We start from the raw sequence: 19051 nt of genomic DNA, 5'->3' as shown, positions 1-19051 counted from the left end.
TGAAGCGAAACCCAAGTCTTAGAAGATATTATGCTTTAATGGCACTTTCTGAGACTTGTCTTAACAACTCGGATGAAATATTGGAAACATTTGAAACAGCTTCTCCAACAATAATTAAACTAGGCCCCATAAAACCTGCCGTTTGCACTTTTTCTTGGATATCTGACAAATTACCAATGCAACTCTGTTGGTGACGGGTTGTTGCTTGATCAACTACTGCAACTGGCATGTCAGAACCCACACCTGCGAGTCGAAGGCGCGTTTGAATGGAGCTTAATCTGGCCAATCCCATATAAAATACTATCGTTTCATTTTCTAAAGCCGACGCCAGTTGTACCCAATTTGGTTCAGTCTGTGGATTCTTAAGATGGGCGGTAATTAATTTTACAGAACTCGCTTTACCTCTCAAGGTCAAAGGTATACCGGTGTATGCAGACGCACCTGAAGCGGCAGTAATACCCGGAATAATCGCATAGTTGATGCCGGCTTTGTCTAACGCTGAGGTTTCTTCAGCAGTACGACCAAATACGGCTGGATCTCCACCTTTTAATCTAACTACATTTTTACCAGATAATGCCAGTGACACCATTAATGCATTAATATCTTCTTGTTTCATTGAGTGCAGTCCAGCCCGCTTACCAACAAAACGTTGTTCAATATGCCTTGGTATTAAGTTAACTATCTCCCTATTCACAAGCCAATCAACTAACACTACATCAGCTTGTTGAATCGCTTTTATCGCCTTTATCGTCAATAAATCTGGGTCTCCTGGCCCTGATCCGACTAGTAGCACATGGCCTTTTTGGGGTTTATCAACTGCGTTGGTTGTTGCGAATAACGTTGCGCCCCACCATTTAGTTCTTTTTAACCCTAATGGGCTTGCCTGTTCTCGAGTTCGAAAGAAACCAAATAGCTTGAATATAACCTGCTCACAGCGCACCGACCAAAATGCTCTTGTCCATATTGTGTGTACAACATTCTGAGAATAAGACATCACGATACCTCTAATACTGGGATGACTTGATGCTTATTGAGTATCGCTTGAAGCTCGGTTTTGCATGAACCACAGTTTGTTCCACACTTGAGTTTATCACCCAACTGTTCAACGCTAGTGCAGCCCTCGTTAATAGCCGACTCGATGGTTTTTTCTCTTATTTTGAAGCAACTGCAAACCAACTTTCCTGCGGTAAATTTTTCACTGGGTTTGATTCGTAAAAGAGTAGCGATAGTCTCGTTATTTACTGCATCTTGAAGAAATGAATCACTCAACCAAGCATTGCTTATGTTTGCAAAAGTATAACCATTTGGAGAAGCGCTCTCATGAGCCTGAGCAAATATACAAAGGCTTATTTGATCGTGCTCTGTGCAAACGGCTTGAAACTGTTTTTCTGTTTGTAATCTGTAAACCGTAGCTTCGTGTGAAATAAAAGATTCAAACAGTTGGTTGATAAAAGCAAGGTCTTGAGTGCAGGCGATTCGATAACAATATGCGCCATCGATAGGCGATGAAGACCAATACTCAAATGCAGATAAGAGATCATGAGGAACTTCTTTTTTGGAAAATAGTAAGACATCAGTTTTGTATTCAAACGCTTCAAGCCTGATCGCTGCATGCTTCAACTCTGGCTGTCCGGAAATGGGGTCGTTTGCATCAGTAAACAAGCTGGCGATTGAAGAAGCACTACTATTACTCAAACTAAAATGAATCGGCGCAAATGCAGTGTCTCGTAGTACACCTTTGTCAGAATTAATCCTTAACAATACTGCTTTTGAGCTTGAAGAAGATGTAAGTTTGGCCAACTGACCAGAATTTATTCCTAGTCGTTTTGCTGTTTTTGGGTGTATTGAAACAAAGGGTTCAGAAACATGCTCGGAAAGTGATGCTGCTTTACCAGTGCGAGTCATTGTATGCCATTGGTCGCGCAAGCGGCCTGTATTGAGAACAATTGGAAAATCTTTACTGGTAGCCTGTTCAGGCATACGTGGCGAAATTGAAATAAACTGAGCCTTTTGAGAAGGTGTATAAAACCTCCCATCATCGAACATGCGGGCTCTTCCACTTGGATACTTGTCGTTAATGGGCCACTGTACAGGCTGCAAAAAGTCATATTCATCTTGGCTTAAGCCAATCAATCCTGAAATATCAAAATCACGCGAGCCATTGTTTCGATATGCTGATAAGCGTGCATGCTCATCAAACACTTCTTTAGGCGATGAAAAATTGAAACCTTTTTCAAAGCCCATTTTAACTGCGACATCACAGATTATTTGCCAATCGTGTTTGCTTTTGCTTGGTGCAGGTAAAATGGCTTTTTGACGGGATATGCGACGCTCTGAATTGGTCACAGTACCGTCTTTTTCTGACCAAGCTGTCGCAGGTAATGCAACGTCAGCGTATTTGATGGTGTCGTTTTGTTGTACGACGTCTGACACTACGACAAAAGGACACTTTTCAAGCGCAGATTCAATTTTGCTTCGATTGGGCATGCTGACCAAAGGATTGGTCGCCATAATCCAAACAGCTTTTACTTTGCCTTGTTCTATTTGCTCAAATAGATCCACTGCTTTAAGGCCGTTTTCACTAGGAATGGCAGGAGAATCCCAGAACGTTTGAACAAGTTCTCGATGGTTAGGGTTAGCAATATCCATATGAGCAGCGAGCATATTGGCTAATCCGCCGACTTCTCGTCCGCCCATTGCATTAGGCTGTCCGGTAATGGAAAAAGGACCGTTGCCCACTGAGCCAATTTTACCTGTCGCTAAATGGCAATTAATAATTGCATTGGCTTTATCAACACCACTTGTAGATTGGTTGATGCCCATTGAATAAAATGAAATAGCACGCGAAGATTTTGCAAAGCCCTCATAAAATTGAAGAAGTTGTTTATACTCAATCTCGCATATCTCTGCGATTTCGCTAAAACTCAATTCGGTGGCTTGTTGCAGTGCGCTAGAAAAGCCTTCTGTGTTTTCTGCAATAAAGTCAGAGTCTAGGTAGTCCCCTTCATTGAGGTATGACAGCAAACCATTAAAAAGATATGCATCAGTGCCTGCTTTTATTGGCAAATGAAGATCTGCTAACTCACATGTATTGGTACGCCGTGGGTCAATCACGACGATTTGCATAGCAGGATTGAGTTTTTTAGCTCGCTCAATTCGTTGAAACAATACAGGATGCGTCCAAGCCGCATTTGAACCGATCATTACCAAGTATTGAGTTTGCTCTAAGTCTTCGTAATTACAAGGAACGGTATCTGAACCAAAAGCGCGTTTATAAGCCGCCACTGCAGAGGACATACAAAGCCGAGAGTTGGTGTCTATATTGGCTGAACCAATATAGCCCTTCATCAGTTTATTGGCGACGTAGTAATCTTCGGTGAGCAACTGACCAGAGACATAAAAAGCAACAGAATCAGGCCCATATTGTTCAATTGTTTGCTTGAAGGCCTTGGCTACTTTGTCAGTAGCAAGGTCCCACGAAACATCTTGATTATCAATCATCGGCGAAAGTAAGCGCCCACTTAGATCATTGGTTTCAAGGAGATTGCTACCCTTGACACATAATCGTCCAAAGTTTGCGGGGTGATCACTGCGGCCTTTTAGATTAGATAAACTGGTGATGCTTTTTAGTGCTTGTTGGCTAACAGTTTTGGTAACTTCAACGCCACAACCCACGCCACAATATGGGCAGGTAGTTAAACATAAAGACTGCTTTGTCGTTTTGTTATCTAGTGCATCACTGCTTGTAATGCACACATCAGAGGCGCTGGTCATGTTGTTAGCCACTCAAGTACTAGGCTAGTTTTATGAAAACAGAGTCGTTTTCTAACTTGCTTGTAAAGCTTTTCAAAGAAAGTGATTCGTCGTCTAAACACTTTCCAGTTTCAAGACAGTATCTTTGTTTATATAAGGGTGAAGCCACAAACAAAGTATCGCCTTTGCTACCCAATAATCCCCTAGAAATCACGTTTGCTTTGCCGACAGGATCAAAGCCAGACAAGGCAAAAACCTTCAATTCACCGGCCACTTTTTGAGTGAAAAGTGCGACTGACTCATCGTTAACTAAAGCACATACGCCAGAATTTAGAACTAAATCATCCATTTTGCACACCTCAAGCCATGTGTTTTCAGTTGCACTGCTCACTGGGCTTTCCTCTAAAACTGCTGAACTCATGCTAATTCCTCTTTTTCTGCTGGTGTTGCTGGGCGTATTTGATCACGCTCTTGTACAAAAATGATTTGCTTATCAGCTTCTGGCGAGTTCACAAACTGTCTAAAGCGCTTGCGAGACTGTTCGTTTTCAATCGTCGTTTTCCATTCGCACTGATAACTGTCCGCAATGTGTTGCATCTGAGCTTCCAGCGACTCACAAATACCTAGTGAATCTTCTATAACTACTTGTTTTAAATAGTCTAAACCGCCTTCCATGTTTTCCATCCAAGTCGACGTGCGCTGTAAGCGATCCGCTGTTTTCACATAAAACATTAGGACGCGGTCGATGTATTTAACTAGGGTTTCATCATCTAAATCGGTTGCGAATAAATCTGCGTGACGAGGCTTCATACCACCATTTCCACAGACATATAAATTCCAGCCGTTTTCAGTTGCGATCACACCAATATCTTTACCTTGAGCTTCAGCACATTCACGGGTACAGCCAGACACAGCGAACTTAATCTTGTGTGGTGCGCGCAAACCTTTGTAGCGATTTTCTAGATCAATGGCTTGGGTGACTGAGTCTTGCACACCATAGCGACACCAAGTACTACCTACACATGACTTAACCGTTCTAAGCGCCTTAGCGTATGCATGTCCGGTTTCAAATCCACCGTCGATGAGCTTTTGCCAAATTTCGGGTAATTGCTCGACTCTTGCACCAAATAAATCGATGCGTTGACCGCCCGTAATTTTAGAGTAAAGCTTATAATCTCTTGCCACTTCACCGAGCAAAATAAGTTTTTCTGGCGTGATTTCACCACCGGCGACTCTTGGAACGATTGAATAAGTGCCATCTTTTTGCATATTACCCAAGTAAGTATCGTTGGTATCTTGAAGCGCAACATGCTCTGGTTTAAGTACAAAGTCATTCCAAACAGAAGCAAGTATAGAGCCCACAGCTGGCTTGCAAATTTCACAGCCTAGGCCTTTTCCGTGCTGTTCTAATAACTCATCGAAGGTTTTAATTTCGTTAACTTGAATCAGGTGATAAAGCTCTTGTCGTGAATAAGCAAAGTGTTCACAGATGTCGGTGTTCACTTCTACGCCACGTTTGGTCAGTTCACTATCAAATACGTTTTTAAGTAAGGCGGCACAACCACCACAACCGGTACTTGCTTTAGTGCAACTTTTTACTGCAGATAATTCGGTATTACCTAAATCAACTGCTTCAATAATGTCGCCTTTACTGACGTTATGACACGAGCAAATAATAGCGGCATCAGGCAGCGCATCTGCGCCTAACGCGGGAGCAGCACCTTCAGAAGATGGTAAGATCAAGGCTTCTGGTTGCTCAGGTAGCTCTATTTCGTTTAAACAATATTGTAATAGCGTGTCGTACTCAGATGTGTCGCCTATCAATACTGCGCCCAATAGCTTGGTTTCAGATGAGTCGACCACGATTTTCTTGTATACGCCTTTAGGCTGGTTTTCGTAGACATAACTCATAGAATCTGGCGTGCGTGCATGCGCATCACCGATTGAGCCAACCTCAACGCCCATTAACTTAAGCTTGGTACTCATGTCAGCGCCTTCAAACTTTGTATCACCGCCGCTTAAATGACTAACAGCGGCTCTCGCCATAGTATAACCAGGCGCAACTAAACCGAATATTTTGTTGTCCCATAAGGCGCATTCGCCAATTGCATATATGTTTTCATCTGATGTTTGGCAGTAATCATTAATCACAATGCCACCGCGCTCACCGATTGCCAAGCCAAAGTCCCTTGCTAGCTGGTCGCTGGGGCGGATACCTGCTGAGAAAAGAATCATATCGGTTTCGAGGTAGTCGTCGCCTTGGAAGCACATTCTAAAGCGGCACGATTCGCCTTTTTCGATCAATTGAGTGGCTTTACTTGTGTGAACTTTTACCCCAAGCGCTTCAATTTTATCTTTTAAGACTTTACCGCCGCCCGCATCGACTTGCACTGCCATTAACTGCGGTGCAAATTCAACAACGTGCGTTTCTAGACCTGCTTGTTTTAAAGCATTGGCTGCTTCGAGACCAAGCAGGCCACCACCTACCACTACACCTACTTTACTTTGCTTAGCGCTCGCCTCTATTTGTTCTAGGTCTTCTATCGTGCGATACACTAAGCAGTGGGGCTGATCGTGCCCTGGAATGGGTGGGACAAACGGATATGACCCTGTCGCTAGGATAAGTTTGTCGTAGTGATAAGTAGCGCCCTGTTTGATTGACACGCTTTTAGCTGCTTTATCAATATTGTCTACCCATGCATTGAGCACATAATCAACGTTCAAATCTTGATATGCTCGCTCACTTGTTAGTGATAATTCTTCAGCACTTTTGCCCGTAAAGTATTCAGAAAGATGAACACGGTCATACGCCAGTCGGGGTTCACCGCATAAAACAGTGATTTTTGCCTCTGGAGACTGCGCCTTAAGTTGCTCGACAAAATGGTGCCCAACCATCCCGTTACCCACCACAACGATATGCGGTGCTTGATTAGAGTTTTGGCTAGAAGCCGGATTTAATGCAGTCATAATGTACCTGTTTGAAATCTGTTGATGCAAAACGGTGATATCAAAATCTAATATCGCACGCTGCGACCAAGTGAGTACAAGGGCGATACATTATTAGTGCCAAATGAATTTATTCGATATTTTACATTTAATTACAGTTACTTAGCCCAAGTACCCACAACATAGGTAAGACTGGGTAGCACAAAACTGGAGCAAAATGCACTAAGTTAACGCACGAATAGGCTGAAGTTTTCTAGACTAAAGTAATAGGTTCGAGCAAAGCAGGCAAAACCTCTTGCTGATAGTGAGTTATCACGTTAACTTAATTATCACGACAAAGCTTTTATCAATAGTATCGCGCAAGACTGCGGACAATAAGAGAGACTGACGTTAAATGATATCTAATTCTAATCCCCATACAGCCCCCAAACATGCTAAAAACCCCAAAAGTGCGATAGAAATATTAATGTCGGGTCCTCTTATCAAGCGCTCAGCCATCACCATGCTGATTGTTGGCGCGATTTTAAATTTGATAAACCAACATCAAGCTCTGTTTGGCAACGAAGCACTTAATTGGATCTCCTTGTGTTTAACATTTTTGGTGCCCTATTGTGTGTCTGCGATTTCTGGGACGCTCACGTTTATGAAACTACAAGCACAGCATGAAGAAGAAACGAACGAAAACAAACCATCGCCATTTAGCGATAATAGTATCGAAGAGCTTGTAGAGTTAACTAAACAGATCACCCAAAATGCGAGAAACGTAAACACGGTTTCAAAACAAAGAATCAACTTTGTTGAAGAAACTGCCGAAACAGCTAGAAGTGCCAGACAAGTTGGTGACGAATTAAGTCAAATTGCATTTTTAAGTCAGAGAAACTTAGATGACTTAGACGATTCTTTCGATGAGATCTGTCAACACATTACAGCACTTGGTAACAAGGTACGTGTATCAATTGACGATACAGATACGCTATCTATCGAGCTACAAGCATTTTTAAAAGAGTTCGAAAATATCGCCAAGCTCGCATCTGGTATAACCACCATATCTGACCAAACAAATTTACTGGCTTTAAACGCCGCTATTGAGGCCGCTCGGGCTGGTGAAGCTGGACGTGGATTTTCTGTAGTCGCCGATGAAGTGAAAGCCCTAGCAGGACAAACCAAAGAAAACGCATCCAGTATTAATTCACATTTAAACTCACTTCAGCAACGCCAAGATAGATTACAAGGCGCATTAGCTTCTTTAGATACGGTGATGAAAGAAGCGCAGAGCATGACTACTGATAGTGAAAGCACGATGCAAACAAGTACCAACAAAGTCAATGCCTCGATTAGTAGTGTACGCGAAAGTCTTGATACCGTTGTTCGACAATTAAACGGCGAACAAGTAAAACTCCTTGCGCTAGCTGAAAACGTAGATACGCTCGCAAAAGACACTCGAAAGGCAATTCAGGGCTCTGCAAATAATATTGCTCTTGGCTCAGAAGCCATCCTTAAATCAGAGAATATTCGAGATTGCATACAAATCATTAATCAATAATGTCGCCTTTACTGACGTTATGACAGGAGCAAATAATAGCGGTATCTGGCAGCGCGTCTGCACCCAATGCAGTCATAATGTAGCTATTTGATATCTTTTGATGCAAAAGCGTAATATTAAAATCTAATATCGAACGCTACGACCAAGTGAGTACAAGGGCGATACATTATTAGTGCCCACACTACGCTTGCTGATACTAAGCTATCAGGTTAACTTAAGGTATGAACGAAGGGGTTTTTAAAGGCATCTACTAATGATAACAATCCAACACGGCTTTAAATTTGGGCTTTTAAGCCTATTACTTGCCTCATTTTCAGCACTTTGCTTAGCAAAAACCATCAAATCGGCGCCCTTGGTTTCGATTCCCACCCACGATGCTTTTATCAATAATATCGCACAACACTGCGGAAAAGCGTTTGAAGGTCAGGTGGTGGTTGATAACGAACCTAGCCCCGCCTTTCAAAATAGATTAGTGATGCATGTCAGAGTGTGCACTGAGACTGAGTTGCAGATACCCTTTCACGTCGGCGACGATGCTTCTCGAACATGGATCATAACGAAAACAGGCAGTGGGCTTAGCCTTAAACACGATCATCGTAAAAAAGATGGAAGTGATGACCCACTTACAATGTATGGCGGACATACGCTTGATGCAGGATATGCCGAGATGCAATCTTTTCCCGCTGATCAGTATTCAAAAGAGCTTTTCGTCAAAACAGGCATCGCACAATCTGTGGGCAACACATGGCAAATGTTCATTTATCCTGAAAAGTTTGTCTACCGTCTTGTCAGGCAAGGACGCGAGTTCCGCGTGGAGTTTGATTTAACTAAATCCGTTGATGCGCCTAGTGCACCATGGGGTTATGCTGATTAAACAAACAGTCAAACGTCTTATTACATAAAAAAGGAAGAAGATGTCGAATATATTTCGTGCCGTACTATTTATAACGCTGCTCATAACGAGCACTCTCTCTAAGGCAGAAATCAGTGTAATAATTGCCGACAAAATGATTTCAGTAGAAAACGCAAAAATTATCACGAAACCTCTAATAATTATCGAAGATGGCGTTATTAGTGCAGTAGGTACTCAAAGTGACATTTCAATTCCAGAAGATGCAAACATTATTGATTTGAGTGGTCACACTATCCTGCCAGGCTTGATGGATATGCACGTTCATTTGACCTCTGACGCCAGTGTCCATGGTTATAAACGCTTGCAGCGTGATACATCACGAGCGGCAATCACAGGCGTTATGAAAGCCGAACGCACTCTAATGGCGGGTTTTACTACCGTCAGAAATGTCGGCGCACCAAACTATGCAGATATTGCACTGCGTGATGCAATCAATGAAGGAGATGTCAAAGGCCCCCGTATGTTTGTATCAGGCCCCTCAATTGGCGTCACAGGTGGTCACTGCGACAATAATTTATTACCTTTTGAATATGGCGTTAAATCAGAAGGGGTCGCTGATGGACCATGGGCGGTGCGCACTAAAGTCCGTCAAAACATAAAATATGGCGCTGATGTCATTAAGTTCTGTGCCACTGGAGGCGTCCTTTCAAAAGGCACAAAAGTTGGGGCTCAACAATTTAGTTTTGAAGAAATGAAGGCATTGATCGACGAAGCTCACCTTCGTGGTTTGACCGTGGCGGCCCATGCTCACGGTACCGATGGCATCAAAACCGCGATAAAAGCTGGTGTTGACTCAATTGAGCATGGTTCCTTTTTAGATAAAGAAGCGATCAAGCTTGCTAAAAAGCACGGCACCTATTTATCGATGGATATATACGTCACCGAGTATATCTTGGGCGAAGGTGAAAAAGCGGGGATCCTTGAAGAAAGCTTAGCCAAAGAGAGAACCGTTGGAAAGCGTCAGCGAGAAAGTTTTAGTAACGCATTAAAAGCGGGTGTCAATATGGTCTTTGGGTCAGATGCGGGCGTCTATCCTCATGGCGATAACGCAAAACAACTGTCAAGAATGGTTCAATTTGGCATGTCGCCAATGCAAGCTATCCAAAGTGCAACATTAGAACCCGCTAAGTTGTTAAAGAAATCCGATACTTTAGGTAGTATCCAAACGGGAAAAGCGGCAGATATCATTGCAGTAAAAGGCGACCCTATTGAAGATATAAGCCTTTTAGAAACAGTTGGTTTTGTCATGAAAGAGGGTGTTGTATATCTAAATAAGTCCTAAGGCTTAAGCATATGTCTTAGATGAATGAATAAGTGACCTCAACATGAACATTCTAGATTATGCAATTATCATCGCCTATCTCATTGGATTGTTGCTGATGGGCTTTGTACTCAAGCAACAAAACTCCAAAAGCGACTACTTCTTAGGCGGTCGCACAATGGGATGGAAACCGCTCTCGTTGTCCATCATGGCAACTCAATTGTCTGCCGTTAGTTTCATCTCGGCACCTGCGTTTGTTGGCTTGCGAGAGGGTGGCGGCTTGATTTGGCTTTCCTACGAATTAGCGCTGCCGCTTGCTATGCTATTTTTGCTGTTCACTTTGTTGCCCTTTTTACACAAAAGCGGCGTTATTAGTGTTTACGACTATCTAGAGCAACGTTTTGACCGTTCTTCAAGATTGATCATCAGTGCCGTTTTTCAATTTAGTCGCGCGTTTGCAACGGGCATCATGGTCTATGCTATTTCAGTTATTCTTCAAGGTACATTAGGCATTGCACACTGGCAAAGTGTGTTGTTGATAGGTGGCATCACTATTATTTATTCTCTTCAGGGTGGAATGAAAGCCGTCGTATATGGTGACGCAGCGCAAATGGTCCTGATCATACTCGGCACAATTGCTTGTTTAGGATTCGGTCTTCATGCCCTAGGAGGAATTGATGTCTTATTTGATAATGTGGATGCAAAGCGACTTCAGACACTGAATTTTGACAGCCACGGTTTTGACGGTGAAGGCTTTGGTTTTTTGCCCATGCTATTTGGCGGTCTTGTGCTCTACGCGTCATACTACGGCTGTGATCAGTCTGAAGCTCAGCGTTCGTTAGCGGCAAAGAATACATCTGATTTACGCAAGATGATCCTAATGGCGAGCTTATTGCGCTTTCCAATCACGCTCATATATTGCACAGCAGGCTTAGTCATCGGCACGTTGGTTGCGATGACGCCTGAATTACGCGCTCAAATCCCAGCTAATAATCCAGATTGGATGATTCCAATATTCATCCTCAACTACCTTCCCAACGGTCTGATTGGCTTGCTTCTGGTCGCAATTTTTGCGGCGGCTATGTCTTCAGTCAGCTCAGCAATCAATAGTTTATCCGCCGTCAGCATTGAAGATTACTGCCGATACACCAAGCAAACTCTGCCTGAATCGCAATATCTAACACTAGCTAAGTATGCAGGCTTCTTTTGGGGGGTAGTGACCTTGGCTTTATCTTTTTTGGCAGGAAACATCGCTCCAACAATTATCGAAGCAATCAATAAAATAGGTTCGATCTTTTATGGGCCTATACTGGCTTGTTTTTTATTGGCGTTTTGGGCCAAAAAAGTACAAGCAAAACACATCAACCCTGCGTTAATTATTGGTGTGCTTAGCAATATATTACTTTCGATATTCGCCACTCATCTATTTTGGTTTTGGTGGAATGTCAGCGGCTTATTAATCACTTGTATATCAGCATTACTCTTTTCAAGTCTAGATAACAGGGCCACTACGACAGAATTTGACGCCAATCGCTCAGAGGCCCTGCCCCGTTTCTACACCTTTATAATGGTAATTTGGTTTGCGGTTATTTTATCTGTATTAGCGTTAATCGATCAGTTTTCGAGATAAAATACAACAGCCCTATGGAGTTAAATTAAACAAAGTCACATCACCCTCAGCATATATTTTACATGGGCTTTCAATGTCATGTTGCTTTGATATCCAACTAAAGGCCTTTGAAGCATTGTCACTCGGCCACCTTTTTAGTATTTCTTTGACTGCTTCAAGCCTATTTTCAGAACTCGCTAGCTTATATGAGGCGGCCTGCTCAGGGTCGTCATACATCCAAGAAAGGCGCCGAGTATAATCATTTTCACCGCACCACGCCGTATTTTGTCGCAAAGTTATCGTCAACTTATAGGATTATGTGTTCTGTTGGGCTTAAATAAGGAGCGACTAGCTATCATCTTAGCCCCTATACGCTTCGATACTTAAACACAATTGAAAGGAACATCGAATGAAATCAATCACCAACTTTCTAGTTGCAATGGCGCTAAGCGCACTGTTGCTCGCCAACCCTGTATTCGCCATAAACTCGGATAGCGACGCTACTAGCACGAAGTCTGTTTTGGTGACTGGCGCGAGCTCAGGGATTGGTAGAAACCTAACAGAAACACTAGCGAAAGAAGGCTATCACGTTTATGCCGGTGCACGAAAAGACAAAGACTTAGCAGCGCTAAACGCAATTGAAAGCGTGACAGCCGTCAGACTTGATGTCACTAAACAAGCAGAAATAGATGCTGTCGTAAAGCTCATCGAACAAAAAGGTACCGGTCTATATGGTTTGGTAAACAATGCCGGTATTTACATTGGTGGCCCCGTTGCGACTAGTGATATTAGCGACCACCGAAAACTCTTTGAGGTCAATGTTGAAGGTGTTTACCGAGTTACCAAAGCCTTTATCCCGCTCATTGTAAAATCAAAAGGACGCATATCAACCACAGGTTCGATTGCAGGTACGGTCACTCGCGCTAACATGACAGGATACAGTGGCAGTAAACACTGGATTGAGGCCTATACCGATGCACTAGCGGCTGAAATGGCACCCAAAGGCGTGAAAGTAAGCGTCATACAACCTGGAAATTATCAAACTCATATTAGACGCAGCAGTGTGTTAAGAGAGTTTGCAAAAAAAAATATCACCTCTGAAAATTTAACACCGGAAATGAAAAAGCAATTAGATGATATGACTGCTTATGAATTATCGCTCAAAAAACCAGATGAAGTATCTGCTGCGTACCTTCATGCCTTGTTCGACGAAAAGCCTTTAAGAAGATACATGGTTGTGCCAAAAGTTGAAGAAAAAGCCTACACAATGAGCGAAAAAATGCGCCAGTTGGTTGAGCTTAACCAGTGGGGACCTTATCCCTATTCTCGAGATCAATTGGTGGAAATGTTGGATAAAGCGCTAGCTGATAAAAAAACTGATTAACCAATATAAAACTTGCAAATTTCAGTGACTCGTGCGGGAATCATAATTAGACAGAGATATATTGCCTCTGTCTTCAAACACCAAATGGTGTCGCTAAAACAAAAAATAGAACAGCCACAAATGCAATGCTAGAAGTGATGATACCTGTTTTCTTAGAACGCAACCAACCAGACAAACCAATACTAATAAGTAGACTCAAAAATCCAGCACTGTAACCAAGTAACATACTGGCCCAGAGTACTTTGATAACACTAGGTTCTACATCCATGGGGAGCTCGGGATGCGTGATGATTATTAAGCGCCAAGAGGCAATAACAGCGATTAATAGACTACAAGCCGCTATCGCTGCTGATGCAACAATCCAACTAACCGACTTTTTTTGCGAAGTAAATACAACAATCGTGACCAAAATGGTGATGGATACCCCGGCTAAAAAAGCACAGACAAATGATAATTGCTCTGCAACTGCCACAATGTAACTTGGATTGATTTCTGCCATTTAAATCATCTATTTGGTTTACACGGTTAAGAAAAGAGACTAACTAGTCAAGGACTATTAGTAAGTGCAAACAAGCACAATATACCAATAGTGCGCACTAGTAAAATGAAGATAAATTGCTTTTAAATACCACTGTGTATGATAGTGTAGAGCGCTGATTTATATATGTTTTAAGGGAATAAAGTGTCCTAACTGATGAATAAATTTAGCGCTGACCCCGACTTTTCACAGCAAGTCATTGACGATTTATATCGTTACAAACACAAATATTTACTTGTTGCTCGTACACTTGTCATTTTCCTTGGCATTTTTGGTGCGCATCGGTTTTATATGAATAGACCACTCACTGCCACCCTAATGCTACTGAGCGCTGGCGGTATTTTCGTTTGGTGGTTTTACGATGTAATGCAAATTAAAAATATCGTTAATGAGCGCAATAGAGCTGAAAAGGAACGATTAGCGGCTGGCGAACCGCCGACAACCTTGGGCTTTTTGCCGATTAAGCAGTCCTTAAAACTTGATGAACCGCCCGCTTGGGTATCAAAAAGAAGTTCTAGATCAAGGGTGTATGGGACTTTATTTCTTTTATGTTTAGTTGGCTTTGTCCTAGGCACTGTGTCAGGTGCTTCTGGGACGCTAGAGCCTAGCATTATTTTGTTTATATTTATTGTTGCTTCTTTGACTGCCGCTAGATGGGGCTTTGCTACCCGTATTCCAATTGTCGCGGGGTTAACTCGATGGGTTCATAGGCTGAGGCTCTATTACTACAGCGTCGATCCAGGCAATATATGGCTATTGGGCTTACGGCCATTATACGGTGTCTTTATTGCTCCCTTTTTCAAAAAATCTCGCGCCGAAGTCGGTTTATACCTTGAGTTAAGTGTATTTTTTTCGTTGGTCTTTTTTATAAGCGACCTCTTAGAAATTTTACAATACGACTCTTTATGGGCTGGCATATCACTTGCAATTGCCGAGCTAATTCAAACCATTGTTTATACGCTTATTTTTGTTGCACCTATTGGTGCTCTGCTGACGACTCAAATATTATTATCTCGAAAAGATTGGATTATTTGGGTACTGGGTGCGGCGTGTTTGTTTTTTATATATCTAGGTTTAGCGGTGGTGGGAGCCGTATAGCATATGAAATACGGGTGACTTCTAAGTCACCCAATCTATGACTGCGAGTTAGCTGTTTCGATGCAACAATCACCTTTGAGCAAACTGCTGCTTAAAAAGTACTAAGCTCAGGTAACGTTTCAACGCCCAAAAATTCAGAACTTTTAGGTGTTATCGTTTCTTCAAACCAGATGTTTTCTTTCGCGTGCTGCTCGGGCGTTCGCCGTGAACTTGGAGCGACAACATTACTTGTATCAATCAAATTAAGTTTAGTAGCCATCGGAGCCAACATTGGGATGAGTGCAGCGCTCCCTCCAAACTGGTCAATTTCTATTTTGTTTGATGAACTCATAAGCACATACCACAATCCTGACGACGGTTTTCTAATTGCAATATCATCTGTTCCATCGCCATCGTAATCAGATGCAACCGTTATGTCAGTAGATTGGATACCAAAACGTAAGGTTCGAATTTGACCATCGCTGGATTGCAAAATATACCATGTGCCATTGCTGTTTCGGCGAACCGCAATGTCGGCTTTACCATCGCCATCGTAATCAGCAGGAACTGGAATATCAGTACTTAACAGACCAAAGCGTGTAGCCTTAATACTTCCATTTGTGCTTTGACGAACATACCAAGTCCCATTACTCGGCCTTCGCACTGCAATATCATCTTTACCATCGCCATCATAATCGGCAGCGACGGGTATGTCCGAGGAAAGCCTTCCAAATGAACGAACCACAAGCTGATTGTCTGAACTTTTTTGAATAATCCATTGACCGGTTGAAGGCCTACGAAGTGCAATATCGCTAATACCATCACCGTCATAGTCAGCCACGACTGGGATGTCACCTGTTTTTGTCCCGAGTGGCATGGCGATTACGTTATGAGAGGAAGATAAAAGTGCGTAAAAGGTATTGTTAGTTGGTCGTCTTATTGCAAAATCTGCGATGCCGTCGCCATCAAAATCACCATTAATTGGAATATCAGTTGCCTGCCTACCAAACGTTTGTTCAATACGCATGTCATCGCCTAAGACTTTGCTGTAGTTGATAAACTTAGATGTACTTCGAACGGCTAATTCGGCGCGCCCATCACCATTGTAATCAGCTTTTACAAAAGGCAATGAGAGAGGAAAATACAAGGCATCTATTTTGATTTGGACAATATCATTGTCGATATTTGACCTTATTCGTATCTCTACCGTTGCATTACCTTGACCAACGTCGACCGTTTTATAGAACCAGCCATTAGATAAGTCTGTTATTATTCCAGAATTGTTTACACTCACTCCGTTAACTAACACATTGGTAAGCACATCGTCCGCATTTGTTGTTTGGTATGCAAAGCCGACTTTCCCATCCGTCAATCGCCCTCTCACTTTAATGCTCAACACTTCATCAACATTGTTGAGCTCATGTGTCATAAAGGCCTCACCATGCAATGCATTAGTTGCTTGTTCGTCTTGGAGTAACAACGAGTGAGAATAAAATAAGGGATCTCTTTCGTTTTGTTCATATGATACAAACACCCCAGTGCTAACTGGAGATGAAGTCGCTTCACTAATAGACAAACTCAACATGTACTCTAATACATTCGAAAACCCATCACCATCGAGGTCCTGTGCGGCATCAGAGGCATCCAGAGGATCAAGCCCTAGCGCAATCTCATCTTCGTCTGAGATCCCATCGCCGTCATCATCATCGTCGATGTCATTCGGGATGCCATCAAGATCATAGTCATTTTCTCTCACATAAAACGTTAAATCTGGCACATATAGTGTTGCAAGCCCGTTAGTAGCTTCCCAAAAGTTATTAAGCCTTTGGTGATCATCCTGTCCGGGGCGGCTAAAATTATTGACTTGATAGCTATAATTATTCCAAGCATCTTGGCTGATGTCACTCTTTGACACCACTACAAATAGCGCACTAAGCGATTTAGGTGAACTTGTAACATCAGGGGTTCGCTGTCCATTTGTGGCAATAATGTCTGACATACTGATGGTGTTGAAATTATCAATTTGAAAAATGGGGTAAAGATCAGTTTCTATGGGTTTGTCGGTAGGCTCGATTAAATCGGGAACATCATCGCTTGCAATCAAACCCATAAGGTACAGTTCGAGCGGGCTATACTTAATGAAATTGTTACCTGGACCAGCGCTTGATAACCCGACTAGCCCTTCTGGGGAATTTGTCAAAATATAATTATTTTGTGAAGGCGTACTTAAGTCCCCATAAAAATAGTCGTCTCGCCAACCTCCAAGCTGCCCGGCATTACTCAGGTAGGTCCAGTGGTAGGGGTCTAATTGGTAAGTATCGTACCAATCACTATGACGAAGCGAATCCAGTGGCATAGATAGATAATTTCCCCAACGGTGGGCCATCTCATGTAAAGACGGTCCATACATCAAGTCCCAGTTTGTGCTAAGAACCACAATGCTTTCCAAATTGCCGTCACTGCCATAGGACTCAGAAAAATCGAATATTCCTTGTCCTATACCTTGTATGTCATTTTTTACTGGGCGATGGTAGCCATAAGGTGCGTTGGGATAAATTTTTTCCGACTCATCAAATATAAAAAATATAAAGTCGTAGTCATCATTTAGCTTTTCATAAATAGAACCCGTGAGTCGTCTTAAAGAAGCGCGCTGTTCTGGTGTATCCTCTCCTTTTAGTACCTGTTCATAATCAAAAGTGTTAGCAACAACTAAGTTAGCAACGTTCCCTGACTCACTTATATTTATTGAATCGCCATTTTGCAAAGGTATCTTAGTTATATTCAATTCTGTTTTGGGTTCGTATTCTTCACTTGCTGGCGTATCAATATCAAAGGTTAATCTATATGTTGTCTCACTTTGCTTGTTAGTAGTTTGATTTGGGAGGTGAAATAAATACAAGTGGTGTTGCGCACCAACAATTGAGAAAACCCCAGATAATTCATCCGGCTCGGGCAATGTTGCTCCCAAGTACCATTGTTGCGCTCTAGTATCATAAATGTAGGCTAACCAGTGAGAATTGGGACCTGTGTAAAATTGTTCCATCCCATATACGATTAACAAATGCCCCACAGAAGTGATTTTTGTTTGTGTTAATGAGGTTGGTAGCGTAATTGTTCCCCAACTTCCTTCTGAGAAGTTGTAATGATGAAGTGTTTCACTCGGCGTTACCCAGTCGACTTCTGTCGCGAAATAAGCGGTGTCATCTATCTTCGTACTTTCCCAAAATATAGGTATATCAGGAGCTGCATCTGCAAGCGTCCATTCATCCGTGTGAATATCATAAACTTGAATATCTTGACGCCATGTGGCTGACTCATTGGCGACGGTGCTGAATCGATTATCATCATCGAGCACAACATTTCCTTCGTTAAAAGTGTCGTAGCCGTAACCCCCAAAAACATAAATTTTATTATCGTAAACATGGGCTTGCGAACCAAATCGAGCCAAAGGAGAAGCACTTAATTGCCGCCATTCTTGTAACATAGGATCGAATTCAACGACATGATTTAAACTGTGGGTAATCGTGTTGGGCTTACCACCTACCGAAAACAAACGCCCTTTGTATGAAATGGTCGCATTACCCGATAAAAAGTTTTGACCCATTTCAAACGACTCTTTAATTTCACCGGATAGTAGATCCATAGACATATGAGTGTTTTGAGCCGATGCTCCGCGATTGAACGCATTTCCGAATAACCAATGCGCTGTGTCTCCAATAATTATTGGATTGCTTGGAAGATCGGGCTTATCGTCAAAAGTGTAACGCTCAACACCTTCGTTGGTGTTTACGATTTCCCATTCTAAATTGGTTGAGTATTCGGTAAGTTCGTTTGCGCTTGTATCATTTGCGAAGAAAAATAAAACACTGGCAAATATTAATAGATATGAAGGTTTGTACACCACTTTATTTAATCCCTTAAAGGTAATCCGTTTAAAATTGTCACCTGTACAGATAATATTACATTTTCAGGAGAATGGGATCGTATATTTAATAAAGAATGAATTATTAATAAACTGTGAAGAAAT

13 protein-coding genes are annotated in these 19051 nt (G+C 42.3%); 6 read left to right on the top strand and 7 right to left on the bottom strand.

What is annotated here, in order from left to right; all coding sequences use genetic code 11:
• Nucleotides 1–28: 28 nt before the first annotated feature.
• From cobA to nirB, 4 genes are read right to left on the bottom strand one after another with little or no spacing between them, the layout of a single operon-like run.
• Nucleotides 29–994: a uroporphyrinogen-III C-methyltransferase gene (cobA, locus tag KUL10_RS04095; protein ID WP_110427644.1), complete on the bottom strand. Its 966-nt coding sequence runs from the start codon at nt 992–994 to the stop codon at nt 29–31.
• Nucleotides 994–3774 (bottom strand): nitrate reductase, encoded by a 2781-nt coding sequence (locus KUL10_RS04090; RefSeq protein ID WP_110427643.1) that lies wholly within the window; start codon nt 3772–3774, stop codon nt 994–996. Before KUL10_RS04090 ends, cobA begins: the two co-directional genes overlap by 1 nt.
• Before the next feature lie 19 nt (nt 3775–3793).
• Nucleotides 3794–4174, bottom strand: coding sequence for a nitrite reductase small subunit NirD (gene nirD, locus KUL10_RS04085; protein WP_110427642.1), 381 nt, complete (start codon nt 4172–4174; stop codon nt 3794–3796).
• On the bottom strand, nt 4171–6720 hold the full coding sequence (gene nirB, locus KUL10_RS04080; RefSeq protein WP_110427641.1) for a nitrite reductase large subunit NirB: 2550 nt from the start codon (nt 6718–6720) through the stop codon (nt 4171–4173). The genes nirD and nirB overlap by 4 nt, the downstream gene beginning before the upstream one ends.
• Before the next feature lie 373 nt (nt 6721–7093).
• Between nirB and nrtS the strand changes: the two genes are divergently transcribed.
• The 4 genes from nrtS (at nt 7094) to KUL10_RS04060 (ending at nt 12046) form a co-directional block, all read left to right on the top strand.
• Complete coding sequence (gene nrtS / locus KUL10_RS04075) at nt 7094–8242, top strand: nitrate/nitrite transporter NrtS (protein ID WP_110427640.1); 1149 nt, start codon at nt 7094–7096, stop codon at nt 8240–8242.
• A gap of 253 nt (nt 8243–8495) precedes the next feature.
• Nucleotides 8496–9116 carry a hypothetical protein gene (locus KUL10_RS04070; RefSeq protein WP_233499697.1) on the top strand — a complete coding sequence of 207 codons (621 nt, stop codon included), beginning with the start codon at nt 8496–8498 and terminating at the stop codon, nt 9114–9116.
• 40 nt (nt 9117–9156) lie between these two features.
• Complete coding sequence (locus KUL10_RS04065; RefSeq protein WP_110427639.1) at nt 9157–10437, top strand: amidohydrolase family protein; 1281 nt, start codon at nt 9157–9159, stop codon at nt 10435–10437.
• 43 nt (nt 10438–10480) lie between these two features.
• Nucleotides 10481–12046 (top strand): sodium/solute symporter, encoded by a 1566-nt coding sequence (locus tag KUL10_RS04060; protein WP_110427638.1) that lies wholly within the window; start codon nt 10481–10483, stop codon nt 12044–12046.
• 12 nt (nt 12047–12058) lie between these two features.
• On the opposite strand, the gene KUL10_RS04055 is transcribed toward KUL10_RS04060, so the two are convergent.
• Nucleotides 12059–12319 carry a hypothetical protein gene (locus tag KUL10_RS04055; RefSeq protein ID WP_146216753.1) on the bottom strand — a complete coding sequence of 87 codons (261 nt, stop codon included), beginning with the start codon at nt 12317–12319 and terminating at the stop codon, nt 12059–12061.
• A 115-nt stretch (nt 12320–12434) separates the two neighbouring features.
• On the opposite strand from KUL10_RS04055, the gene KUL10_RS04050 reads away from it, so the two are divergent.
• Nucleotides 12435–13409, top strand: a complete 975-nt coding sequence (locus tag KUL10_RS04050; RefSeq protein WP_110427636.1) for an SDR family NAD(P)-dependent oxidoreductase — start codon at nt 12435–12437, stop codon at nt 13407–13409.
• A 73-nt stretch (nt 13410–13482) separates the two neighbouring features.
• Here KUL10_RS04050 and KUL10_RS04045 read toward each other — a convergent pair whose 3' ends face one another.
• A complete protein-coding gene (locus KUL10_RS04045) occupies nt 13483–13908 on the bottom strand; it encodes a hypothetical protein (protein WP_110427635.1) in 426 nt (141 codons plus the stop codon).
• A gap of 195 nt (nt 13909–14103) precedes the next feature.
• Here KUL10_RS04045 and KUL10_RS04040 point away from each other — a divergent pair, with 195 nt between their 5' ends.
• Entirely contained in the window at nt 14104–15045 is a 942-nt protein-coding gene (locus KUL10_RS04040) for a TM2 domain-containing protein (RefSeq protein ID WP_110427634.1), read from the top strand.
• A gap of 91 nt (nt 15046–15136) precedes the next feature.
• On the opposite strand, the gene KUL10_RS04035 is transcribed toward KUL10_RS04040, so the two are convergent.
• Entirely contained in the window at nt 15137–18925 is a 3789-nt protein-coding gene (locus KUL10_RS04035; RefSeq protein ID WP_146216752.1) for a VCBS repeat-containing protein, read from the bottom strand.
• Nucleotides 18926–19051 lie beyond the last annotated feature (126 nt).

It is taken from the genome of Glaciecola sp. KUL10 (genome assembly GCF_003203515.1).
In the GTDB taxonomy this organism is placed as follows: Bacteria; Pseudomonadota; Gammaproteobacteria; order Enterobacterales; family Alteromonadaceae; genus Glaciecola.
This window is presented reverse-complemented; position numbering and strand designations above follow the sequence as displayed.